The organism is Streptomyces aureus (assembly GCF_000725495.1).
In the GTDB taxonomy this organism is placed as follows: Bacteria; Actinomycetota; Actinomycetes; order Streptomycetales; family Streptomycetaceae; genus Streptomyces; species Streptomyces aureus_B.
Map to the genome: position 1 here is coordinate 53,260 of NZ_KL647042.1, position 25,117 is coordinate 78,376.

General features: G+C 72.5%; 17 protein-coding genes and 1 pseudogene. 8 read left to right on the forward strand and 10 right to left on the reverse strand.

The window, feature by feature from the left end; translation table 11 throughout:
* Positions 1-630: 630 nt before the first annotated feature.
* Both IO36_RS41395 and IO36_RS41400 read right to left on the reverse strand, forming a co-directional pair.
* Positions 631-2,427 (reverse strand): annotated as a pseudogene (locus IO36_RS41395) (ABC transporter permease/substrate binding protein); the annotation flags it as partial.
* Positions 2,420-3,499 carry a quaternary amine ABC transporter ATP-binding protein gene (locus IO36_RS41400; protein WP_037628397.1) on the reverse strand — a complete coding sequence of 360 codons (1,080 nt, stop codon included), beginning with the start codon at positions 3,497-3,499 and terminating at the stop codon, positions 2,420-2,422. The pseudogene IO36_RS41395 and the gene IO36_RS41400, both read right to left, overlap by 8 nt.
* Before the next feature lie 178 nt (positions 3,500-3,677).
* Between IO36_RS41400 and IO36_RS41405 the strand changes: the two genes are divergently transcribed.
* From IO36_RS41405 to IO36_RS41420, 4 genes are all read left to right on the forward strand, one after another.
* Positions 3,678-4,616 carry a 5'-3' exonuclease gene (locus IO36_RS41405; RefSeq protein ID WP_245173675.1) on the forward strand — a complete coding sequence of 313 codons (939 nt, stop codon included), beginning with the start codon at positions 3,678-3,680 and terminating at the stop codon, positions 4,614-4,616.
* Between the two features lie 100 nt (positions 4,617-4,716).
* A complete protein-coding gene (locus IO36_RS41410; protein ID WP_037628402.1) occupies positions 4,717-5,553 on the forward strand; it encodes a siderophore-interacting protein in 837 nt (278 codons plus the stop codon).
* Positions 5,554-5,801: 248 nt separating this feature from the next.
* On the forward strand, positions 5,802-7,352 hold the full coding sequence (locus IO36_RS41415) for an amino acid permease (protein ID WP_037628404.1): 1,551 nt from the start codon (positions 5,802-5,804) through the stop codon (positions 7,350-7,352).
* Between the two features lie 3 nt (positions 7,353-7,355).
* Positions 7,356-8,315 (forward strand): RluA family pseudouridine synthase, encoded by a 960-nt coding sequence (locus tag IO36_RS41420; protein WP_037628406.1) that lies wholly within the window; start codon positions 7,356-7,358, stop codon positions 8,313-8,315.
* A 114-nt stretch (positions 8,316-8,429) separates the two neighbouring features.
* Here IO36_RS41420 and IO36_RS41425 read toward each other — a convergent pair whose 3' ends face one another.
* From IO36_RS41425 to IO36_RS41450, 6 genes are all read right to left on the reverse strand, one after another.
* Entirely contained in the window at positions 8,430-9,932 is a 1,503-nt protein-coding gene (locus tag IO36_RS41425) for a cytochrome P450 (protein WP_037628408.1), read from the reverse strand.
* 76 nt (positions 9,933-10,008) lie between these two features.
* Positions 10,009-10,629 carry a GTP-binding protein gene (locus tag IO36_RS41430; RefSeq protein ID WP_037628410.1) on the reverse strand — a complete coding sequence of 207 codons (621 nt, stop codon included), beginning with the start codon at positions 10,627-10,629 and terminating at the stop codon, positions 10,009-10,011.
* Positions 10,610-11,059, reverse strand: coding sequence for a DUF742 domain-containing protein (locus IO36_RS41435; protein ID WP_037628411.1), 450 nt, complete (start codon positions 11,057-11,059; stop codon positions 10,610-10,612). Before IO36_RS41435 ends, IO36_RS41430 begins: the two co-directional genes overlap by 20 nt.
* Positions 11,056-11,463 carry a roadblock/LC7 domain-containing protein gene (locus IO36_RS41440; RefSeq protein ID WP_037628413.1) on the reverse strand — a complete coding sequence of 136 codons (408 nt, stop codon included), beginning with the start codon at positions 11,461-11,463 and terminating at the stop codon, positions 11,056-11,058. Before IO36_RS41440 ends, IO36_RS41435 begins: the two co-directional genes overlap by 4 nt.
* Entirely contained in the window at positions 11,460-13,046 is a 1,587-nt protein-coding gene (locus tag IO36_RS41445; protein WP_037628415.1) for a sensor histidine kinase, read from the reverse strand. Before IO36_RS41445 ends, IO36_RS41440 begins: the two co-directional genes overlap by 4 nt.
* A gap of 304 nt (positions 13,047-13,350) precedes the next feature.
* Complete coding sequence (locus tag IO36_RS41450; protein WP_037628417.1) at positions 13,351-13,977, reverse strand: TetR/AcrR family transcriptional regulator; 627 nt, start codon at positions 13,975-13,977, stop codon at positions 13,351-13,353.
* A 179-nt stretch (positions 13,978-14,156) separates the two neighbouring features.
* Here IO36_RS41450 and IO36_RS41455 point away from each other — a divergent pair, with 179 nt between their 5' ends.
* From IO36_RS41455 to atzF, 4 genes are all read left to right on the forward strand, one after another.
* Positions 14,157-14,981, forward strand: coding sequence for an urea amidolyase associated protein UAAP1 (locus tag IO36_RS41455; RefSeq protein WP_037628419.1), 825 nt, complete (start codon positions 14,157-14,159; stop codon positions 14,979-14,981).
* Entirely contained in the window at positions 14,978-15,577 is a 600-nt protein-coding gene (locus IO36_RS41460) for an urea amidolyase associated protein UAAP2 (RefSeq protein ID WP_037628421.1), read from the forward strand. The genes IO36_RS41455 and IO36_RS41460 overlap by 4 nt, the downstream gene beginning before the upstream one ends.
* Positions 15,574-19,101, forward strand: a complete 3,528-nt coding sequence (locus IO36_RS41465) for a 5-oxoprolinase/urea amidolyase family protein (RefSeq protein WP_037628423.1) — start codon at positions 15,574-15,576, stop codon at positions 19,099-19,101. The genes IO36_RS41460 and IO36_RS41465 overlap by 4 nt, the downstream gene beginning before the upstream one ends.
* 193 nt (positions 19,102-19,294) lie before the next feature.
* The gene (atzF, locus tag IO36_RS41470) at positions 19,295-20,959 is read left to right on the forward strand and encodes an allophanate hydrolase (RefSeq protein ID WP_037628425.1); all 1,665 of its coding nucleotides are present in this window, start codon (positions 19,295-19,297) and stop codon (positions 20,957-20,959) included.
* A gap of 291 nt (positions 20,960-21,250) precedes the next feature.
* Here atzF and IO36_RS41475 read toward each other — a convergent pair whose 3' ends face one another.
* Both IO36_RS41475 and IO36_RS41480 read right to left on the reverse strand, forming a co-directional pair.
* Entirely contained in the window at positions 21,251-24,112 is a 2,862-nt protein-coding gene (locus IO36_RS41475; RefSeq protein WP_037628427.1) for a DEAD/DEAH box helicase, read from the reverse strand.
* A gap of 40 nt (positions 24,113-24,152) precedes the next feature.
* Positions 24,153-25,043 carry a diacylglycerol kinase gene (locus IO36_RS41480; protein WP_037628428.1) on the reverse strand — a complete coding sequence of 297 codons (891 nt, stop codon included), beginning with the start codon at positions 25,041-25,043 and terminating at the stop codon, positions 24,153-24,155.
* Positions 25,044-25,117: the final 74 nt, after the last annotated feature.

Below are 25,117 nucleotides of genomic sequence, written 5' to 3' on the forward strand. Positions count from 1 at the left end.
GTTCGGCAAACCGTTTCATGGACCCGTCACATCGCTGTCACTTCGAGGGAGTGTGAGGGTTACAGTTCGCGCCACCGCGCGAGCCGTCGCGCGCCCGGCGCCGCCGCCCCCTCGGACGGGGCGAAAGGGCCGATCACGGGGGCGGGCCGCCGTCAGGCGGTTCGGCAGAGTCCTGAAGTCCGCTTCACCGGCGCACAGTTGGCGCTTCGGGTCACTGCCGGGGCGCACGCCGGGCAGGGTGTCGGGGGCCGCCCGTGCGTACGGTGCTGATGTGCGGCGGGGCATCCGGACGCCGCCCGGGGAGGTCCACCACGGCGGATCCACGAACCCTGCCACGGACCGGCCCCCTCCGGAAGGGCCCGGTCGTCCGGCCCGGCACGGTTGTCCGGATCTCTCTCGTACGTCAGTACGCGGCCCCACCCACGATCGCCCGCACGTGCGGACCGGCCGGGGAACGCGGCGGAGGGGTGGTCCTCGCGGCGCGGGTCAAGGGGACCATGCGCCGAGGACCACCCCTCGGAGTGAACCGCGGACCGCCCCGTGCGGACGGGACGGCCCGCCTCCCGCCGGCCGCCGACCGGAGCGGGGCCGTGCGGGAGGTGCTGCCTGCCAGGTACGGGGAACCTAGCCCTTGACGGGGGCCAGTTCGCCGATGAGCGAGGGGTTCTTGTCCAGCCAGGAGCGCACCGCGTCCTGCTGCTTCCCCTTGCCGGCCTTGTTGATCTCGGCTTCGAGACCGGTGAGCTGCTTCTCGGTCAGCCTGAAGTCCTTCAGCCACTTCCCGACGACCGGGTCGTCCTGGGCGAAGCCCTTGCGGGAGAGGGTGTGCACCCCGTCGCCCTTGCCCCAGGCGCCCTTGGGGTCCTTGAGCTTCTTCAGGTCGTAGTCGCTGTAGGCCCAGTGCGGGGACCAGAGGGTGACGACGATCGGCTCCTTCTTCGCGTACGCGCGCTTCAGCTCGGCCAGCATCGCGGGCGTGGAGCTGTCGACGACCTTGTACTCCCCGTCAAGTCCGTACGCCTTGAGCACCTTGCTCTTGAGCAGGCCCATCATGCCGGCGCTGGACTCGATCCCGGTGATCCTGCCGTCGAACGTCCCGGCCTTCCCCTTGAGGTCGTCGAGGGAGTCGACGCCCTTCATATAGGCGGGCACCGACAGCTCCAGGGACGTCGGGCCGTACCAGGAGCCCAGATCGTCGAGCTGCTTGCCGTACTTCTTCCAGTACTCGGCGTGGGTGGTCGGCAGCCAGGAGTCGGTCTCGAAGTCGACGTCACCCTGGGCCAGGGAGGTGTAGAGCGGGCCGGCGTCGAACTGCCGGGCCTCCACCTGGTATCCGCGCCGCTCCAGGATCTCCTTCCAGAGGAAGGTGGAGGCGACGCCCTCGTCCCAGGGGATGTAGCCGATGGTGATCTTCCGGCCCTGGCCGACGTCCTTGCCGTCGGCCGCGGTGGCGGGCGTGGCCGGGCCGCCGAAGACGCCCATGCCGCCGGCGACGAGCGCGAGGACGACGACTCCCACGAGGGCGACGGCGGGGCGGGGCCGGTAGGACCAGATCCGCAGGCCCTCGGCGGCGCGGGCCCGGGCGGCGGCGCGGCGGCCGAGCGGGGAGACCTGGGTGCCGAGCGCGCCGGTCATGCGGTCGAGGTAGATCGCGAGGATGACGATGGCGACGCCGGCCTCCGAGCCGAGGCCCACGTCCAGCTGGCCGATGGCCTCGTTGACGTCTCCGCCGAGGCCGCCGGTGCCGACCATGCCGGCGATGGCGGCCATCGACAGGCCCAGCATGATGACCTGGTTCACGCCCGCCATCACGGTGGGCAGGGCGAGCGGCAGCTGGATGCGCAGCAGGGTGGCGCGCGGGGTGGTGCCGAACGCCTCGGCGGCCTCGACCAGTTCCGCGTCGACCTGGCGGATGCCCAGCTCGGTCATGCGGACCCCGGGGGCCAGCGCGAAGATCAGGGTGGCGACGATGCCGGCGGAGGCGCCGGTGCCGAAGAACAGGATCGCCGGGATCAGGTAGATCATCGCCGGCAGCGTCTGCATGAAGTCGAGGACGGGCCGGACGACGGCGCTCACCCGGTCGGAGCGGGCGGCCCAGATGCCCACGGGCACCGACACGACGAGCGCGATGAGGGTCGCGACGAGGACCAGGGAGAGGGTCACCATCGCGTCCTCCCACAGGCCGAGGGAGTCGATGAAGGCGAATCCGGCGAAGGTGAGGACGCCGGCGACGGTGCCGCGCAGCCAGAAGGCGACGACGGCGAGAATGCCGGCGAGGAGCAGCGGCTCGGGGGCCTGGAGGACCGCGTCGATGGCGTCGTAGGTGCCGGTGAAGACGGTCTTGAGGAGGTCGAAGAGCCACCCCATGTGGTGCAGCAGCCAGTCGACGGCCGCGTTGACGCCGTCGCCGAAGGGGATCCTAGGCATGGGCCTTCACCCCCTTGTCCCGTCCGCCGGGACACGGCCCGGGGGCGCCCCGCTCGTCGCCGAGGAAGCCGACCAGCCGCTGTCTGGGGACGACGCCGACGAGGGTGTGCCGCTCGTCGAGGACCGCGACCGGGTGCGCGAGGCGGGCGCTCATCGCGCACAGGTCCACGAACGGGGTGTCGGGGGTTGCGGTCTCGCAGGCGCAGTCGGCCTCGTCACCGCGCAGGTCGGTGTCCATGACCGCGGCGGCGGTCAGCACCCGCGAGCGGTCGACGTCCTGGGTGAAGGAGGCGACGTAGTCGTCGGCGGGCCGCACGAGGATGTCCTCGGCCGAGCCGGTCTGCACGATGCGGCCGTCGCGCATGACGGCGATGCGGTCGCCGAGGCGCATCGCCTCGTTGAGGTCGTGGGTGATGAAGACGATGGTCTTCGCGAGCTTCTTCTGGAGCTCGATGAGCTGGTCCTGCATGTCCCGGCGGATCAGCGGGTCGAGCGCGCTGAACGACTCGTCCATGAGCAGCAGGTCGGCGTCGGTGGCGAGCGCGCGGGCGAGCCCCACGCGCTGCTGCATGCCGCCGGAGAGTTCGTCGGGCCAGGACTTCTCCCAGCCGGCGAGTCCGGCCAGTTCCAGGGCCGTGGCCGCCCGCTCGCGGCGTTCGGCGGCCGGTACGCCCTGGACCTCCAGGCCGTAGGCGGCGTTGTCCAGCACGCTGCGGTGCGGGAACAGCGCGAAGTGCTGGAAGACCATGCTGATCTTCCTGGAGCGGACCTCGCGCAGTTCGCGGGCGCTGAGCGCGGTGAGGTCCTGGCCGTCGAAGCGCACGTGTCCCGCGGTGGGCTCGAGCAGTCCGTTGAGCATGCGCAGGAGCGTGGACTTGCCGGATCCGGACAGGCCCATGACGACGAATATCTGCCCCGGTTCCACGGTGAAGGACGCGTCGATCACGGCGGCGGTGGTGCCGTCGGCGCGCAGTTCCTCGCGGTCGGCCCCCTGGCGGAGCCGTTCCACGGCCACTTGCGATCGTCTTCCGAACACCTTGTACAGATGGTCGGCCTCAAGCCTGGATGACACAGGTGCCTCTCGTCGTGGCAGGGAACACGCCGAACGGTGGATCTCCGTGTTCCGGGCTGCCGATGACGGTCGAGTACGTTGAATACACAACCGAGTTCGTTCAGTGGCCGCGCCTGCCCGGGCTCACACGGAGCAAACACGGGAGTGGTCCAGGTCACTGTCGGTGGCGTACGGCATGATGCGGAGCGTGACTCCCCCGACGCGCCGCCTCATGCTTCTCGACACCGCCTCGCTGTACTTCCGCGCCTACTTCGGCGTCCCGGAGTCGGTGAAGGCCCCGGACGGCACCCCCGTGAACGCGGTGCGCGGACTGCTGGAGTTCATCGACCGCCTGGTCAAGGACCATCGCCCGGACGACCTCGTGGCCTGCATGGACGCGGACTGGCGCCCGCAGTGGCGGGTGGACCTGATCCCGTCGTACAAGGCGCACCGGGTCGCCGTGGAGACCGAGACGGGTCCGGACGAGGAGGAGGTGCCGGACACGCTCTCGCCGCAGGTGCCGGTCATCGAGGAGGTCCTGGACGCCCTGGGCATCGCCCGCGTGGGGGTCGAGGGGTACGAGGCGGACGACGTGATCGGTACGTTCACCGGACGCGCCGCGGGCCCCGTCGACATCGTCACCGGCGACCGCGACCTGTACCAGCTCGTGGACGACGGGCGGGGGGTGCGCGTGCTGTACCCGCTCAAGGGCGTCGGCACCCTGCAGCTCACCGACGAGGCCTGGCTGCGTGAGAAGTACGGCGTCGACGGTCCGGGGTACGCGGATCTGGCGCTGCTGCGCGGCGACCCGAGCGACGGACTGCCCGGGGTGCCCGGCATCGGGGAGAAGACGGCCTCCAAGCTCCTCGCCGAGTTCGGCGACCTGGCCGGGATCATGGCCGCCGTCGACGACCCCAAGGCGAAGCTGACGCCCTCGCAGCGCAAGCGGCTCGACGAGTCCCGCCCGTACATCGCGGTGGCGCCGACGGTCGTCAAGGTGGCGGGGGACGTTCCGCTCCCCGAGGTGGACACCTCGCTGCCGCACGCCGCGCGCCACCCCGCGGCACTGGACGAGCTGGCGGCGCGCTGGGGTCTGGGCGGCTCGCTGCACCGTCTGCTCACCACACTGCAGGCTTAGGTGAACACTTCTGACATGACCGATACCGGTTCATGCATGGTTACCGCATCGGAAGAGGTGCTAACTTAGGTAAGCCTAAGCATGTGAACAGGAGGCAGTCATGGCAGAGCGCCCGGAACGCAAGCCCCGGAAGCCCCACTCCGCGAAGGTCGTGCGGACCGAGCGGCTGACCCCCCACATGCAGCGGGTGGTGCTGGGCGGCGACACCCTCGCGGACTTCGCCACGAGCGGCAGAACCGACCACTATGTGAAGCTGCTCTTCGGCCCCCCGGGCCTCACCTATCCCGAGCCCTTCGACCTGGAGCGCATCCGCGAGGAGTTCCCGCGCGAGCAGTGGCCGGTGACCCGGACCTACACCGTGCGCGCCTGGGACCCCGAGACGCTCGAGCTGTCCCTGGACTTCGTGGTGCACGGGGACGAGGGACTCGCCGGGCCGTGGGCCCTTCGGGCGCAGCCGGGCGAGGTCGTCCGTTTCATGGGACCCGGCGGCGCGTACGCGCCCGACACGAGTGCCGACTGGCATCTGCTCGCCGGTGACGAGAGCGCGCTGCCGGCGATCGCCGCCGCGCTGGAGTCGCTGCCCGACGCGGCCACGGTCCGCGCCTTCGTCGAGGTCTCCGGGCCCGAGGAGGAGCAGAAGATCGACTCCGACGCGGAGATCGTCTGGCTGCACCGCGGCGACCGGCCCGTCGGCGCCGCCCTGGTGGAGGCCGTACGGGCGCTGGAGTTCCCCGAGGGCCGGATGCACGCGTTCGTGCACGGCGAGGCCGGCTTCGTGAAGGAGCTGCGCGCGCTGCTGCGGGTCGAGCTCCAGGTCCCGCGCGAGGACCTGTCCATCTCCGGCTACTGGCGGCTGGGCCACAACGAGGACGGCTGGCAGGCCTCGAAGCGCGAGTGGAACGCCAAGGTGGAGGCCGAACAGGAGGCCCCGGCCTAGGACGTGTTGCGAAAGTCCCGCCTGCCGCGACTTTCGCAACACGCCCTAGACATCGGCCACTCCCCCGCCGTATCCGGAGGCGGACCCGCAACGCGGGTCCGCCTCCCGGCGTTTGCGCGGGCCGCGGGCACGTGAGGAATTGGGCCCGTCGCCGACACGGCCGCGACACGCGGGCGAAACAGGGTCTCCCTAATTTCTGTCACCCGACAGGAATCCGTTCGCCCTTCGCGCCGAAGGCAGGTGCCGCCGTGACCACCACCGCCCCCTCCGACGTACGCCCCGACCCGCCCGCGTCCCCGGACGACGCCTCACTGACCGAGTTCGGCTACCGCCAGGAACTGCACCGCAGCCTCGGCCGGTACGCCTCGTTCGCCGCCGGGTTCTCCTTCATCTCGGTCCTCACCACCGTCTTCCAGTTCTTCGCCTTCGGGTACGCGTTCGGCGGCCCGGTCTTCTTCTGGACCTGGCCGGCCGTGTTCGCGGGCCAGTTGGCGGTCGCCGCCTGCTTCGCGGAACTCGCCGCCCGCTACCCGATCTCCGGCGCGATCTACCAGTGGTCCTCGCGACTGTCGAACCCCTCCTTCGGCTGGTTCGCCGGCTGGATCATGGTGATCGGACAGATCGTGGTGGTCGCGGCGGCTGCCCTGGCGCTGCAGATGGTCCTGCCCGCGATCTGGTCCGGCTTCCAGCTGATCGGCGACGACCCGTCCCCCACCAGCCCCGACGGCGCGGCGAACGCGGCCGTGCTCGGCGTCGTCCTGCTCGTCCTGACCACGCTGGTGAACGTCCTCGACAACCGGGTGATGTCCGCGGTCAACCGGATCGGCGTCACCGCCGAGATCATCGGCGCCGTCCTGATCATCGTGCTGCTGTTCACCCACTCCGAGCGCTCCCCCGGCATCACGTTCCACACCGGCGCCGGCACCGGCGGCCTGTTCGGGGCGCTGATGGTGGGCTCGTTCATGGCCGCCTACGTGATGATCGGCTTCGACAGCGCCGGGGAGATGAGCGAGGAGACCCATCACCCGAGGCGCACCGCGCCCCGGACGATCCTCACCGCGCTCGGCGCCGCGGGCCTGCTCGGCGGGCTGATCGTGCTGGGCGGCCTACTCGCCGCCCCGAGCCTGACCGACGGCCGTCTCGGCGTCGACGGACTGGGCTACGTCCTGACCAGCAGCCTCGGCGACGGGGTCGGCCGGGCGCTGCTCGCCGACGTGGTGGTGGCCGTCGCGGTGGCGACACTGGCGATCCAGACCGCCGCCGGCCGGATGCTGTTCTCCATGGCCCGCGACGGCCGGCTCCCCTTCTCCGCCCGGCTCGCGAAGGTCGACCCGCGCACCGGTATGCCGGGTGCCCCCGCCGTGGTCGTCGGTGTCCTCGCGGCGGCCCTGCTGCTGCTGAACTTCGCCTCCCCGGACGCGTTCCTGGCGATCGGCACCACCTGCATCGTGATGCTGTACCTCGCCTACGCGATGGTCACCGGTCCGCTGCTGGTGCGCCGGCTGCGCGGGGGCTTCACCGCGCAGGGCACCGACGAGACGGGCGCCCCGCTCTTCTCGCTGGGCCGCTGGGGTGTCCCCGTCAACGCGCTCGCCCTCCTCTACGGGCTGTTCATGACGGTCAACCTGGCCTGGCCGCGCGCCGCGGTGTACGACCCGGCGGGCGGACACTGGTACTTCCGCTGGTTCACCCTGCTGTTCCTCGGGGTGACGCTGGCGGTGGGCGCGGGGTACCGGGCGTTCGCGGCCCGGGCGGCGAAGGCGCGGACACCGGAGGCGGCCGAGGCCTCGTACGCTTGACCGGTGCGACGCAAGCCCCGGATCCCGCCCACTCCCCTCCCCCAGCGCCACGGGGTCGACCCCGTGCGGATCAAGCTGCCGCCGGAGGGGAGCTGGGCCACCGCGCGGGCGTACCTGGTGGACCGGCTCGCGGCGGGCGACGGTGTGATCGACGCGATGATCGGCGAGGGGCTGATCGTCGGCGAGGGCGGCCGGCCGCTGACCGCCGAAGCCGCCTACGAACCGGGGATGTTCCTGTGGTTCCACCGAGAACTGCCCGACGAGGAGCCGGTGCCGTTCCCACTGGAGGTGGTGTACCGGGACGACCACATCGTCGTCGCCGACAAGCCGCACTTCCTGGCCACCACACCGCGCGGCAGCCACGTCGCCGAGACGGCGCTGGCCCGGCTGCGCCGTGACCTCGGCCTGCCGGAACTGGGCGCGGCGCACCGCCTCGACCGGCTGACCGCGGGACTCGTCCTGTTCACCGTGCGGCCCGGGGAACGCGGCGCGTACCAGGCGCTGTTCCGCGACAGGCTGATCGGCAAGGAGTACGAGGCCGTGGCACCGTACGACCCCGGGCTCGCCCTCCCGCGCACGGCCCGCAGCCGCATCCTGAAGGAGCGCGGGGTGATGGCCGCGCGGGAGGTGGCGGGCGAGCCGAACGCGGTCACCGAGGTCGAACTGGCCGAGTTCCGGGACGGGTTGGCCCGCTACCGGCTGATCCCGCGGACCGGGCAGACCCATCAGCTGCGGGTGCACATGAACACGCTGGGCGTGCCCATCCTGGGCGACCCGCTCTACCCGGTGGTGACCGGTCCGGTGCCGCCCGGCGACTTCCGGCGTCCGCTGCAACTGCTGGCGCGGACACTGGAGTTCACCGATCCGCTCACCGGCCGGGCCCACCGGTTCGCGAGCGGGCGAACCCTGGAGGCGTGGACCTCGTACGCGACCTGGTCGGCCGGGGAAGCCGGACAGCCGTAGGCCCGCCACCGGGCGCGCGGAGCACGGACCGCCGCGGGCCCGGGGCGCACGGACCGCCGCCGCCCCGGGCGCGTGAGGTCCGTGCCCGGGGCGGCGGTCCGGCCGCAGAGTGGATCAGTAGCCGCGCCACCAGCGCAGCAGGCGCTGCCAGGCGCCCGGGCGCCCGGCGGGTCCTGCCGGTTCGGGGGCGGCCGGCCCGGTTGTGGGAACGGCGGGTGCGGACGCGGGGACCGCGGGTGCGGCGGGGGCCGTGTCCTCGGTGGTCACCTGCCAGGGGGCCCGCTGGGAGGGCAGCGCGCGCACGGACGGCCGCTGCATGACGTCCTGGGTCGGCTTGGGCTCGAACCGCACGGGCAGGTCGACGAGGTGGCGCGAGGACATGGTGCTGCGCCAGCGCAGGTCGCTCTCGTCGCAGTCGAGTTCGACGTCCGGCAGCCTGAGCAGCAGGGCGTCGACGCCGACGTCGGCGATGGCGCGGCCGATGTCCTGTCCCGGGCACTCGTGCGGGCCGCCGCCGAAGGCGAGGTGGGAACGGTTGCCCTGCATGCTCGCGGCGAGGTCGGGCCGGATGCGGGGGTCGACATTGCCGGGCGCGATGCCGAACAGCAGCCCGTCGCCCTTGCGGATGCGCTGGCCGCCCAGCTCCGTGTCCTGCTTGGCGAAGTAGCCGAGGACGGCGCTGAAGGGCGGCTCGTTCCACAGCGACTGCTCGACCGCCTCGGGCACGGTCATCTGCCCGCCGTTGAGCTGGGCGCGGAAGCGCGGGTCGGTGAGCAGCATGCGCAGCACGTTGGCGATGAGGTTGGCGGTGGCCTCGTAGGCGGCGAGGAGGACGAGCCGCAGGTGCTGGGCGACCTCGTCGTCGGTGAGCCGGGCCGGGTGGTTGATGAGATGGGTGGTGAAGTCGTCGTCGGGTTCGGCCCGGCGCCGCAGGGTGTGCTGGGTCAGCAGGCTCATCACGTACTCGTTGCTCGCGATGGCGGTGTCGGTGCCTTTGAGCAGGTCGCGGGTGGCGTGCACCATGCGGTCGTTGTAGTCCTCGGGCATGCCGATGATCTCGCAGAGCACGGACATCGGCAGATGCTCGGCGAACTGTCCGACCAGGTCGGCCTTGCCGAGCGGGCAGAACGCGTTGACCAGGCGCTGGGTGGCGCGGTTGATGTAGCGCCGCAGGCTGCGGAAGTCGATGGTGGACATGGCGCCGGTGACGGCGCCGCGCAGGCGCAGGTGCTCGTCGCCCTCGGCGTGGGAGCAGATGGGCTGCCAGGCGATGTGGGGCGCGAGCGGGTGGTCGGCGCCCGCCGTCCCGTCCTGGACGGCGGTCCACAGCCGGCTGTCGCGGGCGTAGTGCGCGGGGGTGCTGACCATGTGCAGGTTCTCGGCGTGGCCGAGGACCACCCAGATCGGGACGTCGTTGTGCAGCAGCACGGGGGCGACGGGGCCGTGCTCGGCGCGCAGCTTCTCGTACAGCGCGCCCAGGTCCTCGGCCTCGGGCCCGTACAGACGGCGCAGTCCGCCCGGTCCGACGCCGGGTCCTGCGGCGTGTGCGGGGCAGCCCGGCGGGGGGCCGAACGCGGGTTCTTCCGTACCTGTGGGGGTATGGGATTCGGTCGTCACAATGATCGCTCCGAAGCTCAAATACGTTCTATGGATGGGCAGTTGGCGTACGGATGCCACTTTCACCGTACGGCGTTCAGCGGTGCGCCGACGTCATCGCGAGGGAATGGAGGAACCGCATCAGGGTCATCAGGGTGTCCCGGCTCGACGCCCTGCGGCGGGCGTCGCAGCGCACGATCGGGATCTCCTCGGGCAGATCGAGCGCGGCCCTCAGGTCCTCGACGGGGTACCGGGGGGCGTCCGGGAAGTCGTTGATCGCGACGACGAACGGGACCCCGCGCTCCTCCAGGCGTCCGATGACGTCGAAGCTGACCTCCAGCCGGCGGGTGTCGATCAGGACGACGGCGCCGAGCGCTCCCTCGAACAGGCCGTTCCACAGGAACCAGAAGCGTTCCTGGCCCGGAGTGCCGAACAGGTAGAGGACGAGCTGGTCGGTCAGGGAGATCCGGCCGAAGTCCATGGCGACGGTGGTGGCCGTCTTGGTCTCGGAGCCGTAGTCGTCGTCGACGCCGATGCCGGCCTGCGTCATGGTCTCCTCGGTCGTCAGCGGTCTGATCTCGCTGACGGAGCCCACCATGGTCGTCTTGCCGACGCCGAAGCCGCCCACGATCACGATCTTGACCGCCGCCCGCGCGGTGTGCGGGAGGTGGTCCTCGGCGCGAGGACCCGTGACGGTGTCAGAGCCTTTGAAGTCCATGCATCACCGCTTCGAGGAGGGAACGGTCGGGGAGCGCCTGACGGACGATCGGGGCGCGCGCCCGCACCAGTTCGGCCGCCAGCAGCTCGGTGAGCAGGACGGTCACCACGCTGAACGGCAGATGGAGATAGGCCGAGATCTCGGCCACGGACAGGGGGGTCGCGCACAGCCGCAGCAGCGCCGACTGTTCGGGCTGGATGCCGGGCGGGGGTGTGGCGTCCCGGGCGACGACCAGGGTGACGAGGTCGACCTCGGCCCGCTCGCCGCCCTCGGCGCCGCCCGTGAGGACGTAGAGGCGCTCGGGGTTCCCGGGCCGGGCCGGGCCCGCCTCCCCCTCGGGGCCTTCCGGGTCCACGGGGGGAGGCGGGGGTGCGGGGGGTTCCGGGGGCCGCTCCCTGGGCTGGCGCCGCCGTCGTTGCGGAGGACTCATACGGTCTGCCCGTTGCGGCGCGGAGGACTGGTGAGATGGGCGCCGATGCGGACGACGAGGTCGCGCATGCGGTTGCTCATCAGTCCGGGCTCCGCGGTCTGGTTGGCGAGCACGGCGAGGTAGGCGTTGGGTCCCGCCGACATCAGGTAGAAGTAGCCGCCGTCGATCTCGATGATGACCATCCGCATCCGGCCGTCGCTCCTCGGGATCTCGCCCGCGACGGCGCCCGCGAGGCTCTGCAGGCCCGCGCAGGCGGCGGCCACCCGGTCGGCGGCGTCCGGGTCGCCGCCGTAGCGGGCGATGCGCAGCCCGTCGGCGGAGAGCACCACGATCTGCTGGATGCCCGGCACTCCGTCGGCGAGTTCCTTGAGCATCCAGTCGAAGTTCGCTCGCTGCTGGATCACTTGAGGTCCCCCTCGTCGTCGGCCTCGGCAGGGGCCGGCTGGTTGTCCGTGCTGAACGCGGTCGGGTCCGGGTCGCCCTTGAGCCCGTTCATGAACGCCTCGACCCACAGCCCGGGTTCGGGCTCCTTCTCCTTCGGCGCGGGTTCGGCCTCCCAGGCGACGGCGGTCGCGGCGGACTCGGCCGCCTCCTGCTCGGCGCGCGCCTCGGCGTAGCGCCGGCTGAGCGGGACCTTCATCCGGCTGCGGCGCTGGGGAAGACCGTTCGGGGTCCATTCCGTGACGACCGGGACGTCGTCCTCGCGCGGGTCGGCGCCGGAGGAGGGGATGCGGGGGCCGGTGGTGGGCTTGCGCTTCTTGGGCTTGCGCGCGGGGCCCTCGACACCGCCGTTGTCGATGCCGGCCACGGAGGAGGCCCCGACGCCGTGCGCGAGACCGGGGGCGAAGTCGGTGGTGAGCATGGAGTGCGGGGCGACGAGGACGGCGCGGACACCGCCGTAGGCGGACTGCCGCAGCGAGACCTGCATGCCGTACATCTGCGCCAGTCGTCCGACGACGGCCATGCCGAGGCGGGGTGCCTGGCCCATGGTGTTGGGGTCGACGCCCTCCGCGGCCAGCCGGAGCAGCTCCTCGATCCTGCCGCGGGCCTCGTCGCTGAGGCTGACGCCGCCGTCCTCGATCTCGACGGCGATGCCGGTCTGCACCTCGATGGCGGTGACGTGCACCTTGGTGTGGGGCGGCGAGTACCGGGTGGCGTTGTCCATGAGCTCGGCCAGGGCGTGGATGAGCGGCTCGACGGAGACGCCCTCGACGGCGATGTCGACGATGTTGTGCAGCTCGATGCGCCGGTACTCCAGGATGCGGGACATCGCGCCGCGCAGGACGCTGAACAGCGGTACGGGCTCGGGCCACTGGCGTCCGGGACGGCCGCCGCCGAGCACGGCGATGGAGTCGGCGAGCCGGCCGATCAGCGCGGTGCCGTGGTCGATGCGCAGCAGGTCGTCGAAGACCTCGGGGTTGCGGCCGTGATCCTCCTCCATCTCGCGCAGTTCGTTGTTCTGCTGGTGCACGATGGCCTGGACCCGCCGGGCGATGTTGACGAAGGAGCGCTGGGCCGCGTCCCGCATCGACTCCTCGGTGTCGATGATCTTGAGGAGCTTCTTCAGCAGGTCCTTCTGGGCCGCCGGGATCTCGTGGAAGCCGGGGGTGTCGCGCCCCAGGGTGCGGACGACCTCCGAGGGCGAGTCCCCGTCGTGCAGCCGGTCGATCGCGTACGGCAGGACCTCGCGGGTGAAGCGCACGGTCTCCTGGTCGTGCGCGGCGACGCGCCGCTCCAGGGACGCGGTGCGGCGCGCGAGGTCGGCGCGCAGTTCCCGGGCGACGCGGCCGCGGCGGACGGCCTCGCCGCCGACCGCGATGACCAGCAGCGTGGCGAAGCCGCCGCACAGGGCCACCGCGACCCGGGCCGGCTCCGTCACCGAGGCGACGGCGGCGCCGGTCGCGACCGCCATCAGGACGGCCGGCAGCAACAGCACGCGCGCGTAGGGAAGTTCACTGTCACCGGGAGGCGATTGAACACTCACCATGTATGCCCTCTGAGACAAGTCGGCTGGGGGTGGGGGAGATGTGCGGGCGAAACGGCACGGATCGGCATGGGTCAAACCAGATCTTCGGAACTTTTGGGAACAAGCGCACGATTACATCCCAACCCGGTGCGCTGCGGGCGAGCTTAGTCCGACCGGATCATCGCTGTGTCATATTCAGCAAGCACCTGAAACCGCCCATAAGACTGGAGTACCCTCAGCCTCATTTACACGCTGTGCCCCCATTCGCACACGGTGCGTAATGGTGAACAGGCGTACGGGAGCGCCTCGACGGAGGCCCGGGGCCTCAGATTCCGGCGATGCGCAGCGCCGCGTCGGCCGTGGCCTCGGCGAACGCCGACACGGGGCGCTGCGGGTCGGAGCGGTGCACGAGGATGACCCCCTCGATCAGCCCGAACAACAGATCCGTACGCAGCTCGAGCTCACTCTTGGCGAGCGCACCGCCGGCCGCGGTCGCGGCGAGCAACTGACGGTAGGTGTCCTTGAGTTCGGCCCGCACGGCATGGAATCCGGCGAAGCGTTCGGTGCGCACCTCGGGCAGCAGATAGAGGCCGCCGAGGTTGTGCGGTCCCCCGCAGAGCACCTCCACGTCGGTGCGGCACAGCACCCACAGCCGCCGCTCCGCGGGCGCCGTGTCGTCGGCGAGGAGCTCCCGGGCACAGGAGAGGGAGGGCCTGACCGTGGACTCCAGGAGTTCCGCGAGCAGTTCCTCCTTGCCGGTGACGTAGTGGTACATCGACGCCTGGCGCATGCCCGCGCGTTCGGCGACGGCCCGCGTGGTGGTGGCCGCGTATCCCCGCGTGGTGAACAACTCGGCGGCGGCGTCGAGGAGTTCGGCGCGCGGCTCCAGCCCGCTGTCCGGCCGCTGCGCGGCCCGAGGCCGCCCGACCCGGCGTCCACCACCCGTTCCCATGCGTTCGATCCTCGCACACGCCCCGCGCCCCGACCGGGCACGACGGCCCCCTCCGCCCCCGCCGCGTCCACGGTGAGGGACCGGTAACCACGCGGCAACACACGGGACACGGCCGTGACGCACCCCGCCCCTAATTTCTGTCGCGCGACAGAAATGACCGAGGAGCCGGAGGACCCGCGATGGCGACAGCGACCACCCACGGAGCACGCGATCACGCCCGCGCCCAGCAGGGGACCCGCGCCGAGGCCATGCCCGTCGTCCCCGCGGACGACTGGCCGGCCCCGCCGCCAGGGGCGGGCCCGCTCGTCTGGGCCGAGACCGTGGCGGGCGGCAACTACACCCACAAGGTCCTGGCCCGGGGCACCGAACTGCGCCTGACCGACCTCACCGGCGACGGCTGCGCGCATCTGCTGCTGTACGTCGCGGACCGGCCGTGGGAGCGCCTGAACGTCGCCGACACCGTCAAGGTCCAGTGGAACGCCTATCTGGGCGAGGGCCGGCTGCTCCTGTCCGACCAGGGCCGCGTCCTCGCCTCGGTGGTCGCCGACACCTCGGGGCGGCACGACGCCCTGTGCGGCACCTCCACGCTCGTACGCAACACCGGGCGCTACGGGGACGGCACCCCGCAGTCGGCGTCCCCGGCCGGGCGGGAGCTGTTCAAGCTCGCCGCCGCCAAGAACGGCCTCGGCCCCCGCGATCTGCCGCCCTCGCTCTCCTTCTTCCAGGGCGTGCGGATACGCGAGGACGGCTCCCCGGACTTCACCGGCTCGGCCGGACCCGGCGCCGCCGTCACCCTGCGCGCCGAACTGGACCTCACCGTGCTGATCGCCAACGTGCCCCACCCGGCCGACCCGCGCCCCGACTACACCAGCGGCCCGCTGGAGGTACTGGCCTGGCGCGCCCGGGCCACCGCGCCGGGCGACCCGCTGTGGGACGCCACCCCCGAGGGCCGCCGCGCCTTCCTGAACACCGCCGAATTCCTTGCCACGAGGGGGCTCGCATGACGCACGCAACCGTCCCGGCCCGGGCCGCCTGGTCCGCCGTCGTCCGCGCCGGCCAGACGCTCACCGTCACCGACCTGCACGGCAACCAGGCCGTCGACTTCCTGGTCTACGACGCCGCCGACACCGCCGTCCGCTACAGCGCCCCCGACACCGTCCAGGCCCAGGGCACCATCTTCCTGACGACCGGCAGCGTGCTGATGTCCAACGAGCACACCCCGCTGATGACCGTCGTCGCGGACGAGGTCGGCCGCCACGACACGGTCGGCGGCGCCTGCTCCAAGGAGTCGAACACCCTGCGCTACGGCCACCACACCTGGTCCCAGCACGCCTGCGTGGACAACTTCCTCGCCGAGGGCGCCCGGTACGGCCTCGGCAAGCGCGACCTGGTGTCGAACATCAACTGGTACATGAACGTGCCCGTCGAGCAGGACGGCACCCTCGGCATCGTCGACGGCATCTCCGCCCCGGGCCTGGAGCTGACCCTGCGCGCCGAACGCGACGTGATCGTGCTGGTCTCCAACTGCCCCCAGATCAACAACCCGTGCAACGGCTTCGAGCCCACCGCGGTCGCGATGACGATCGGGGAGCCCGCATGAGCTTCGACACGCTCCTGGTCGCCAACCGCGGCGAGATCGCCGTCCGGATCATCCGCACCGCCCGCGAACTGGGCCTGCGCACCGTCGCCGTGTACTCCGACGCCGACCGCGCGGCCCCCCACGTCCGCCTCGCCGACGAGGCCGTGCGGCTCGGCCCGGCCCCCGCCAAGGAGTCCTACCTCGACGGCGACCTGGTCCTGAAGGCCGCCAAGGACACCGGGGCCGGGGCCATCCACCCCGGCTACGGCTTCCTCTCCGAGGACGCGGCCTTCGCCCGCCGCTGCGAGGACGCCGGGATCGTGTTCGTCGGCCCGACTCCGGAGCAGCTGGAGCTGTTCGGCGCCAAGCACACCGCGAGGGCGGCGGCCGAGACCGCCGGGGTCCCGCTGGCCCCCGGCACCGGGCTCCTCCCCGGCCTCCACGAAGCGCTGGAGGCCGCAGGGCGCATCGGCTATCCCGTCATGCTCAAGGCCACCGGCGGTGGCGGCGGCATCGGCATGTCCGCCTGCCGGTCCGCCGCCGAACTCACCGAGGCCTGGGACCGGGTGCAGCGCGTCGCCGCCGCCTCCTTCTCCTCGGCCGGGGTGTTCCTGGAACGCCTGGTCGAACACGCCCGCCACGTCGAGGTGCAGGTCTTCGGCGACGGCCACGGCCGGGTCGTCACCTTCGGCGACCGCGACTGCTCGCTCCAGCGCCGCAACCAGAAGGTCCTGGAGGAGGCACCCGCCCCCGGCCTGCCCCCCGCCGTCAGGGAACGACTGGCCTCCGCAGCCCGGGAGCTGTGCGCCTCCGTCGGCTACCGCTCCGCCGGCACCGTCGAGTTCGTCTACGACGCCGCCCGCGAGGAGGCGTACTTCCTGGAGGTCAACACCCGCCTCCAGGTGGAGCACCCGGTCACCGAGGAGATCTACGGCGTCGACCTGGTCGCCTGGATGCTGCGTCTGGCCCGGGGCGAGTCCGAGGTCGTCCGCGAGCCGGGGGCGCCCCGCGGTCACGCGGTCGAGGCCCGCGTCTACGCCGAGGACCCCTCCCGCGACCACCGCCCCAGCGCGGGCCTGCTGACACGGGTCGCGTTCCCCGCCGGCGTCCGCGTGGACGGCTGGGTCGAGACCGGCACCGAGGTCACCACCTCCTACGACCCGATGCTCGCCAAGGTCGTCGCCCACGGCAGCGACCGGGCCGAGGCCCTGGAACGCCTCGACCGGGCCCTCGCCGCCACCCGCGTCGACGGGATCGAGACCAACCTCGGCCTCGTACGCGCCGCGCTCGCCGAACCCTCCTTCCGGCGGGCGGCCCACTCCACGGCCACCCTGGCCCGGGTGAGCGACCCCACCCCGCGCATCGAGGTCGTCTCCGGCGGCACGCTCACCACCGTCCAGGACTGGCCAGGACGCACCGGCCACTGGCAGGTCGGGGTCCCGCCGTGCGGCCCGATGGACGACCTCTCCTTCCGGCTCGGCAACCGCGCCCTCGGCAACCCCGAGGGCGTACCGGGCCTCGAATGCACGCTCCAGGGGCCGGCGTTGAGGTTCACCCACGCCACGACGGTCTGTGTCACGGGCGCTCCCGCCCCGGTCACCGTCGACGGGTCCGCCGTCGCCCAGTGGGAGCCGCTGACCGTACCCGCCGGGGCCGTCCTGGAGGTCGGAGCGCCCACCGGGCACGGACTTCGCACCTATGTGCTGTTCGCGGGCGGCGGCCTGGACGTGCCCGACTTCCTCGGCAGCGCGTCCACCTTCACCCTGGGCCGCTTCGGCGGCCACGGGGGACGCGCCCTGCGCACCGGCGACGTCCTGCACGGCGGCACGGCCACCGGCGGGGGAACACCCGTGCCGCCCGCCGAACGCCCCGGTTTCACCTCCGAGTGGCGCGTCGGCGCCCTCGAAGGACCGCACGCCGCACCGGAGTTCTTCACCGAGGACGACATCCACGACTTCTACGCCGCCGACTGGAAGGTCCACTTCAACTCGGCCCGCACCGGCGTACGGCTCGTCGGGCCCAAGCCCCGCTGGGCCCGCACCGACGGCGGCGAGGCCGGTCTGCACCCCTCCAACATCCACGACACCCCCTACTCGGTCGGCGCCGTCGACTACACCGGCGACATGCCCGTGCTCCTCGGCCCCGACGGGCCCTCCCTCGGCGGCTTCGTCTGCCCCGCGACCGTCGTCAGCACCGAGCGCTGGAAACTCGGCCAGCTCCGCCCCGGCGACACCGTGCGCTTCGCCCCGCTCGCCGACGACGGCACCGAGCGGCCCCCGATCGTCGACGGCGGGATCCTCGCCCGGGACGGTGACGTCACCTACCGCCGCAGCGGCGACGACAACCTGCTCGTCGAGTTCGGCCCCATGCAGCTCGACCTCGCCCTGCGCATGCGGGTGCACGCGCTGATGGAGGCCGTGGCGGCGGCCGGCCTCGACGGCGTCACCGACCTGACGCCGGGCATCCGCTCGCTCCAGATCCGGACGGACCCCGTCCGGCTCCCCCAGCGCGAACTCCTGGACGCCGTACGGCGCACGGTCCGCGCACTGCCCCCGACCGACCGGCTCGTCGTCCCCTCCCGCACCGTCCATCTCCCGCTGTCCTGGGACGACCCCGCCACCCGCGAGGCCATCGCCCGCTACATGGCCGGCGTCCGCGACGACGCCCCCTGGTGCCCGTGGAACATCGAGTTCATCCGCCGCGTCAACGGCCTGGACTCGGTCGACGACGTGTACCGCACCGTGTTCGACGCCGAGTACCTGGTCCTCGGCCTCGGCGACGTCTACCTCGGCGCCCCGGTCGCCACCCCGCTCGACCCGCGCCACCGGCTGGTCACCACGAAGTACAACCCGGCCCGCACCTGGACCGCCGAGAACTCGGTCGGCATCGGCGGCGCCTACCTGTGCGTCTACGGCATGGAGGGCCCCGGCGGCTACCAGTTCGTGGGCCGTACGACCCAGGTGTGGTCGGCCTGGCAGCAGCGCGGCGCCTTCGAACCCGGCAAGCCGTGGCTGCTGCGCTTCTTCGACCGGATCAAGTGGTACCCGGTCGAGGCCGACGAACTCCTCGAACTGCGGGCGGACATCGTCTCCGGCCGCTTCGTCCCGCGTGTCGAGGAGGGCACCTTCTCGCTCGCCGCCTACGAGACCTTCCTCGCCGAGAACGCCGAGTCCATCGCGGACTTCCGGTCCCGGCAGGGCGAGGCGTTCACCGCCGAGCGGGAGGCCTGGGAGGCGGCGGGCGAGTTCGCCCGGGCGGAGGCCGCGGCCGCACCGCCGGCACCGCCCGCCGAGATACGGATCCCGCGGGGCGGCCGGCTGGTCGAGGCCGAGTTCGCCGCGTCGGTGTGGCAGCTGAACGTGGCACCGGGCGACCGGGTCACGGCGGGGCAGCCGTTGCTCGCGCTGGAGGCGATGAAGATGGAGTCCCGCGTCCCCGCACCCGTCGACGGCATGGTCCACCAGGTCCTCACCCGCCCGGGCGACCAGGTGGAGGCGGGCACGGCCCTGCTCGTCCTCGCCCCCCTGGAACCGTCCGCGCCCTGAATCCCCCGCCATGCCCGCCCCCGGCCCGGGTGGGGCACGGCACCCGGCCAGTACGGCCCCCGACCGGCACGGCGATCGGCCGGTACAGCACCCGGCCGGCACGGCACCGTCGTCCGCCCGTGCGGCCCGGCACGCGGGCCGTACGCACCCCGGTCCGCGCGCCGCCGGGAACCGCCCAGCACAAGGAGACCCGATGTCCGCCCTCACCCGAGTCCGTCTGGCGTACGACCGTATCGAGGCCGTGGACCGGCCCGAGATCTGGATCGGCCTGCGTCCCCGCGCGGAGGCCGAGCGCGAGGCCCGTGCCGTGGACGAGCGGGTCGCCGCCGGCGAGCGCCTTCCGCTCGCCGGCCGGGTCCTCGCCGTGAAGGGCAACATCGACGTGGCCGGGCTGCCCACCACCGCCGGATGCCCGGCCTACGCGTACACCCCCGCGGCCGACGCGCCCGCGGTCGCCCGGCTCAGGACCGCCGGGGCCGTCGTGCTGGGCACCACCAACCTGGACCAGTTCGCCACCGGACTGGTCGGCACCCGCTCCCCCTACGGCGCCGTCCGCGGCGCCCTGGACCCGGAGCGGATCAGCGGCGGCTCCAGCTCGGGCTCGGCCGTCGCCGTGGCCCTCGGCATCGCCGACCTCGCCCTCGGCACGGACACCGCGGGCTCCGGGCGCGTGCCCGCCGCGTTCAACGGAATCGTCGGCCTCAAGCCCACCCGCGGCCTGGTGCCGACCACCGGCGTCGTCCCCGCCTGCGCCTCCCTGGACTGCGTGACCGTGTTCGCCCGCACCCTGACCGAGGCCGAGCAGGCCCTCGCCCACCTCACCTCCCCCGCCGCACGCGAACTCCCGCCCCTGGCACAGCGCTCGCCCGGCCCCTGGCGCGTGGCGGTCCCGCCGACGGCGCAGCTCGGCGAACTGGACGAGGGCTGGGCGGAGGCGTTCGAGGCGGCCGTGGACCGACTCGTCGCGGCGGGCGCGGAGGTGCGCTCCCTCGACCTCACGCCGTTCACCGAAGCCGCAGCGATGCTCTACGAGGGCGCGTTCGTCGCCGAGCGCTACACCGCCGTGGGGAGCTTTGTCGACAAGCAGACCGCCGAGGGAGGAGCCGGGCTCGACCCGACCGTCGCCGGGATCATCACCCGCGCCCGGGAAATCCCGGCACACCGGCTGTACGCGGACCAGGAACGGCTGGCCGCGCTGCGCACCCGGGCCCTCGCCGAACTGGGAGACGCCGACGCGTTGTTGCTGCCGACGGCACCGGGTCATCCCACGCTCGCCGAGGTCGCCGCCGACCCGCTGGGCGCCAACGCCCGGCTCGGTCGCTTCACCAACTCCACGAACCTCTTCGACCTGGCGGCCATCGCCGTCCCCGCCGGGCGGACCCCGGCGGGGCCCCCGTTCGGCGTGATGCTGATCGGGCCGGCCTTCACCGACGAGCGGCTCGCCCGGATCGCCCGCTCGCTGGAACCGGACACCCGCCTCGCCGTGGTCGGGGCGCATCTGACCGGTCAGCCGCTCAACACCCAGCTGCTGTCCCTGGGCGCCCGCCTGGACCGTACGACGACGACCGCCGCCGTCTACCGGCTGCACGCCCTGGACACCAGCCCGCCGAAGCCGGGGCTCGTCCATGTCGGTGCGGGCGGGGCCGCGATCGAGACCGAGGTGTGGCGCCTCCCGCCGGACGGCCTCGGACGTCTGCTGACGGCACTCCCCCGCCCGATGGCCCTGGGCAGCGTCGAACTGGCCGACGGCACCCATGTTCCGGGCTTCCTGTGCGAGCCGGGTGCCGTGGCCGGAGCGGCCGACATCACGGCGTACGGGGGCTGGCGCGGGTATCTGGACCGCGACACGGACGACTGACCCGCCCTCGGCCCCGTCCTCGCCCTCGCCCCGTTCCCGACCTCGCCTTCGTCGGCGTCGGCACCTGCCGAGGCCCTTCACCCGCCCCGGAACGCATGTGGCCGGTGATGTGCGGCCTCCCTTCGGGAAGACAGCACACCACCGGCCACAACGGCTCGGCTCCACACCGGCCCGGCTCCACGACGGCCCGACTCCACACCCCGGCTCCACAGCAGCCGGGCGGGGCCACCCGGGCCTCTCGGCCCGTCGCTCCCCCGGCCGCCCCTGTCCGCCGGTCTTCCGGTCTTCCGGTCAGCCCACCGACGAGTAGGCCACCACCCCGCGCAGCAGGCCGTCGACCGCCTTGCGGGCGTTCTTCGCGACCGTCGACTTCTCCCCGCCCGAGACGGGCGCGGCGGCCGCGATCTGGCCGAGGACGTCGATGACCTGCTTGCACCAGCGCACGAAGTCACCGGCGGGCATCTCGGCCTCGCGCAGCACCTCGTCCAGGCCCTTGCCGGAGGCCCACTCGTGGGCGGCCCAGGCGAAGCCGAGGTCCGGCTCGCGCTGGCCCACGCCCTCGGTCTGGTTGATCCGGAAGTCCTCCTCCAGCGCGTCCAGCCGGCCCCAGATGCGCACCATCTCGCCGAGCGCGGCCTTGGCCTTGCCGGAGGGCACCTTCGGGGCCATCGCGTCGTCCGAGACCCGCGACTCGTACACCAACGCCGAGACACAGGCGGCCAGTTCGGCCGGGGACAGTCCGTCCCAGACGCCGGCCCGCAGGCATTCGCTGGCCAGCAGGTCGAGTTCGCCGTACAGCCGGGCGAGCCGCTTGCCGTGCTCGGTGACCTCGTCGCCGCGCAGGTAGTCCAGCTCGGTGAGCAGGGCGACGATCCGGTCGAAGGTGCGGGCGATGGTGTTCGTCCGGCCCTCGATGCGGCGCTCGAGCTGCGAGGTGTCGCGCTTGAGCCGGTGGTAGCGCTCGGCCCAACGGGCGTGGTCCTCGCGGTCGTTGCACCCGTGGCAGGGGTGGGCGCGGATCGCCGCGCGCAGCCGGGCGATCTCGCGGTCGTCGGCGGCCTCGGAGCGCCGCTTGCGGTGCCGGTCCGGGACGATGTGCCCGGCCTTGGTGCGCAGCGCGGAGGCGAGGTCCCGACGGGACTGCGGCGACCGCGGGTTGAAGGACTTGGGGATCCGCATCCGGTCGAGCGCCTCGACCGGCACCGGGAAGTCCATCGAGGCCAGCCGCTTGACCTGGCGCTCGGCGGTCAGCACCAGCGGGCGCGGGCCGTCGTGCTGCTCGAAGCCCCGGTGGCCGTTGGAACGGCCCGCGGGCAGCCCCGGGTCCAGGACGAGTGCCAGTCCCGCGTACTTGCCGGTGGGCACGTGGATCACGTCACCGGGCTTCAGCTTCTCCAGGGCGACGGCCGCCTCGGCACGGCGCTGGGACATGCCCTGGCGGGCCAGTTCGGTCTCGCGGTCCTTCAGTTCGCGGCGCAGCCCCATGTAGGCGTCGAAGTCCCCGAGGTGGCAGGTCATCGACTCCTTGTAGCCATCGAGGCCCTCTTCGTTGCGCTGGACCTGCCGGGAGATCCCGACGACCGACTTGTCGGCCTGGAACTGCGCGAAGGAGGTCTCCAGCAGCTCGCGCGAGCGGTGCCGGCCGAACTGCTCGACCAGGTTCACCGCCATGTTGTAGGACGGCTTGAAGCTGGAGCGCAGCGGATAGGTGCGGGTGCCGGCGAGGCCGGCGAGGTGCTCGGGACTGAAGCCGCGCTGCCACAGCACGACCGCGTGGCCCTCGACGTCGATGCCGCGGCGGCCGGCCCGGCCGGTGAGCTGGGTGTACTCGCCGGGTGTGATGTCGGCGTGCTGCTCGCCGTTCCACTTGACGAGCTTCTCCAGCACCACGGAGCGGGCCGGCATGTTGATGCCGAGCGCGAGGGTCTCCGTCGCGAAGACGGCCTTGACCAGGCCGCGGACGAACAGTTCCTCGACGACCTCCTTGAAGGTCGGCAGCATGCCGGCGTGGTGGGCGGCGATGCCGCGCTCCAGGCCCTCCAGCCACTCGAAGTAGCCGAGGACGTGCAGGTCCTCGTCCGGGATGGAGGAGGTGCGTTCCTCGACGATCTCCCGCACCCGGGCGCGGGCGGCGTCGTCGTTCAGCCGCAGTCCGGCGTACAGGCACTGCTGGACGGCGGCCTCGCAGGCGGCGCGGCTGAAGATGAAGGTGATCGCGGGCAGCAGTCCCTCGGAGTCGAGCCGCTCGATGACCTCGGGCCGGCCCGGCGTCCAGATCCGCGAGCGCTGTCTGCGCTCGCGCTCCCGGTCGGCCTCGCGCATCGCGCGGCCGCGTCTGCGGTCCTGGTACGAGGGGCGGCTCGCCTCCATGCGCGCCATGCGCGTGAGGTCGGGGTTGACGGCCTTGCGCTGGCCCTCGCCCTCCTCGAACAGGTCGTACATCCGGCGTCCGGCCAGCACGTGCTGGAACAGCGGGACGGGCCGGTGCTCGGAGACGATCACCTGGGTGTCGCCGCGGACGGTGTCCAGCCAGTCACCGAACTCCTCCGCGTTCGACACGGTCGCCGACAGTGACACCAGGGTCACCGACTCGGGGAGGTGGATGATCACTTCCTCCCAGACGGCTCCGCGGAAGCGGTCGGAGAGGTAGTGCACCTCGTCCATCACCACGTAGCCGAGCCCGAGGAGGGTCTGTGATCCCGCGTACAGCATGTTCCGCAGGACCTCGGTGGTCATGACGACCACCGGTGCCTCGGAGTTGACGCTGTTGTCGCCGGTGAGCAGGCCGACCTTGTCCGCGCCGTAGCGTCGGCACAGGTCGGCGTACTTCTGGTTGGAGAGCGCCTTGATCGGCGTGGTGTAGAAGCACTTCTTGCCCTGCTGGAGGGCGAGGTGGACGGCGAATTCGCCGACGATCGTCTTGCCCGAGCCGGTGGGCGCGGCCACGAGCACACCCTTGCCCGCCTCGAGCGCCTGGCAGGCCTCGATCTGGAAGGGGTCGAGGCCGAAGTCGTACATCTCGCGGAAGGACGCGAGCGCGGTGGCCTGCTCGGCAGCGCGCCTGCGCGATGCCGCATACCGCTCGGCCGGTGAGAGGTCCTCTGTCATCGTGCTTTCGAGACTACCGGGAGGCACTGACACAAGGACGATCATTATCCGGATCAGGGGCCGTGAAACCCCGGATCCGCGCAGCTCAGGGAAGTGCGACGCGGACCGCACCGCGTATGCACTCCGCGGTGAGCGGCAGCGGGCCGAGCGCTTCGCCGTCCGCGTAGCCGGTGACGCCCTCGGCGAGGAGTTCCACGCGGGCCGCCCGGTGCACGCTGACCACGGGATGGCCGACGTGGGTGCCCCGGTAGACGCGGGGGAAGATCTTGAGCAGGGTGGCGCGCGAGCAGTCCCCGACGACCGTGATGTCGAACAGCCCGTCACCGAGGCTCGCGCCGGGGCAGATCCTCATGCCGCCGCCGTACGACGATCCGTTGCCGACGGCGACCAGCGTGGCCTCGATGTCCCGGGTCTCGCCGTCGTCGAGCGTGATGCGGTACGGGAGGGGCCGGAAGGCGGCCAGCTCGGCGACCATGGCGACGTCGTACTTGAAGCGGCCGACGGGCAGCCGCATGCGGTTGCCGCGGTCGTTGACCTTGGAGTCGAACCCGGAGGCCAGCACGGTGCCGAACCAGGTGTCGTTCACCCGGCCCAGGTCGACCTCGCGCAGCCGCTCGCCCTTCAGCGCCTCGGCGATCATGCGGCCCGCGGCGGCGGGGTCCGCCACGGGCAGCCCGAGGGCGCGGGCGAAGTCGTTGCCGGTCCCGGCGGCGACGAGGCCGAAGGGGGTGCGGGTCCCGGCGACGGCCTGGAGGGCGAGGTTGGCCATCCCGTCACCGCCGACCGCGACGAGGGCGCCGGTGCCGCCGGCGACCGCCTCGCGGGCCCGGGCGAGCGCGTCGGCCGCGTCCTCGCCCTGGACCGTCTCGACGGAGAAGCCGGCGGTGCGCAGGGCCTCCGCGGCGGGCAGCGCCGCCCGGGCGCCCCGTCCGCGGCCCGCGGTGGGATTGACGATGAGGGTGATCTCGCTGGTCACAGCCCGACCCTACGAGCTCCGCGCCCCCACCGGGTCACGTCGCCATAACCGTTGCCCCGCCTTGACGCGGTGGA

What these genes read in the sequence shown, in the direction of transcription:
- IO36_RS41405 (WP_245173675.1), top strand. Translation starts at nt 3,678, where the DNA reads ATGCGGAGCGTGACTCCCCCGACGCGCCGCCTCATGCTTCTCGACACC.
- IO36_RS41410 (WP_037628402.1), top strand. Translation starts at nt 4,717, where the DNA reads ATGGCAGAGCGCCCGGAACGCAAGCCCCGGAAGCCCCACTCCGCGAAG.
- IO36_RS41430 (WP_037628410.1), bottom strand. Translation starts at nt 10,629, where the DNA reads ATGGACTTCAAAGGCTCTGACACCGTCACGGGTCCTCGCGCCGAGGAC.
- IO36_RS41435 (WP_037628411.1), bottom strand. Translation starts at nt 11,059, where the DNA reads ATGAGTCCTCCGCAACGACGGCGGCGCCAGCCCAGGGAGCGGCCCCCG.
- IO36_RS41445 (WP_037628415.1), bottom strand. Translation starts at nt 13,046, where the DNA reads ATGGTGAGTGTTCAATCGCCTCCCGGTGACAGTGAACTTCCCTACGCG.
- IO36_RS41450 (WP_037628417.1), bottom strand. Translation starts at nt 13,977, where the DNA reads ATGGGAACGGGTGGTGGACGCCGGGTCGGGCGGCCTCGGGCCGCGCAG.
- IO36_RS41455 (WP_037628419.1), top strand. Translation starts at nt 14,157, where the DNA reads ATGGCGACAGCGACCACCCACGGAGCACGCGATCACGCCCGCGCCCAG.
- IO36_RS41460 (WP_037628421.1), top strand. Translation starts at nt 14,978, where the DNA reads ATGACGCACGCAACCGTCCCGGCCCGGGCCGCCTGGTCCGCCGTCGTC.
- IO36_RS41465 (WP_037628423.1), top strand. Translation starts at nt 15,574, where the DNA reads ATGAGCTTCGACACGCTCCTGGTCGCCAACCGCGGCGAGATCGCCGTC.
- atzF (WP_037628425.1), top strand. Translation starts at nt 19,295, where the DNA reads ATGTCCGCCCTCACCCGAGTCCGTCTGGCGTACGACCGTATCGAGGCC.
- IO36_RS41475 (WP_037628427.1), bottom strand. Translation starts at nt 24,112, where the DNA reads ATGATCGTCCTTGTGTCAGTGCCTCCCGGTAGTCTCGAAAGCACGATG.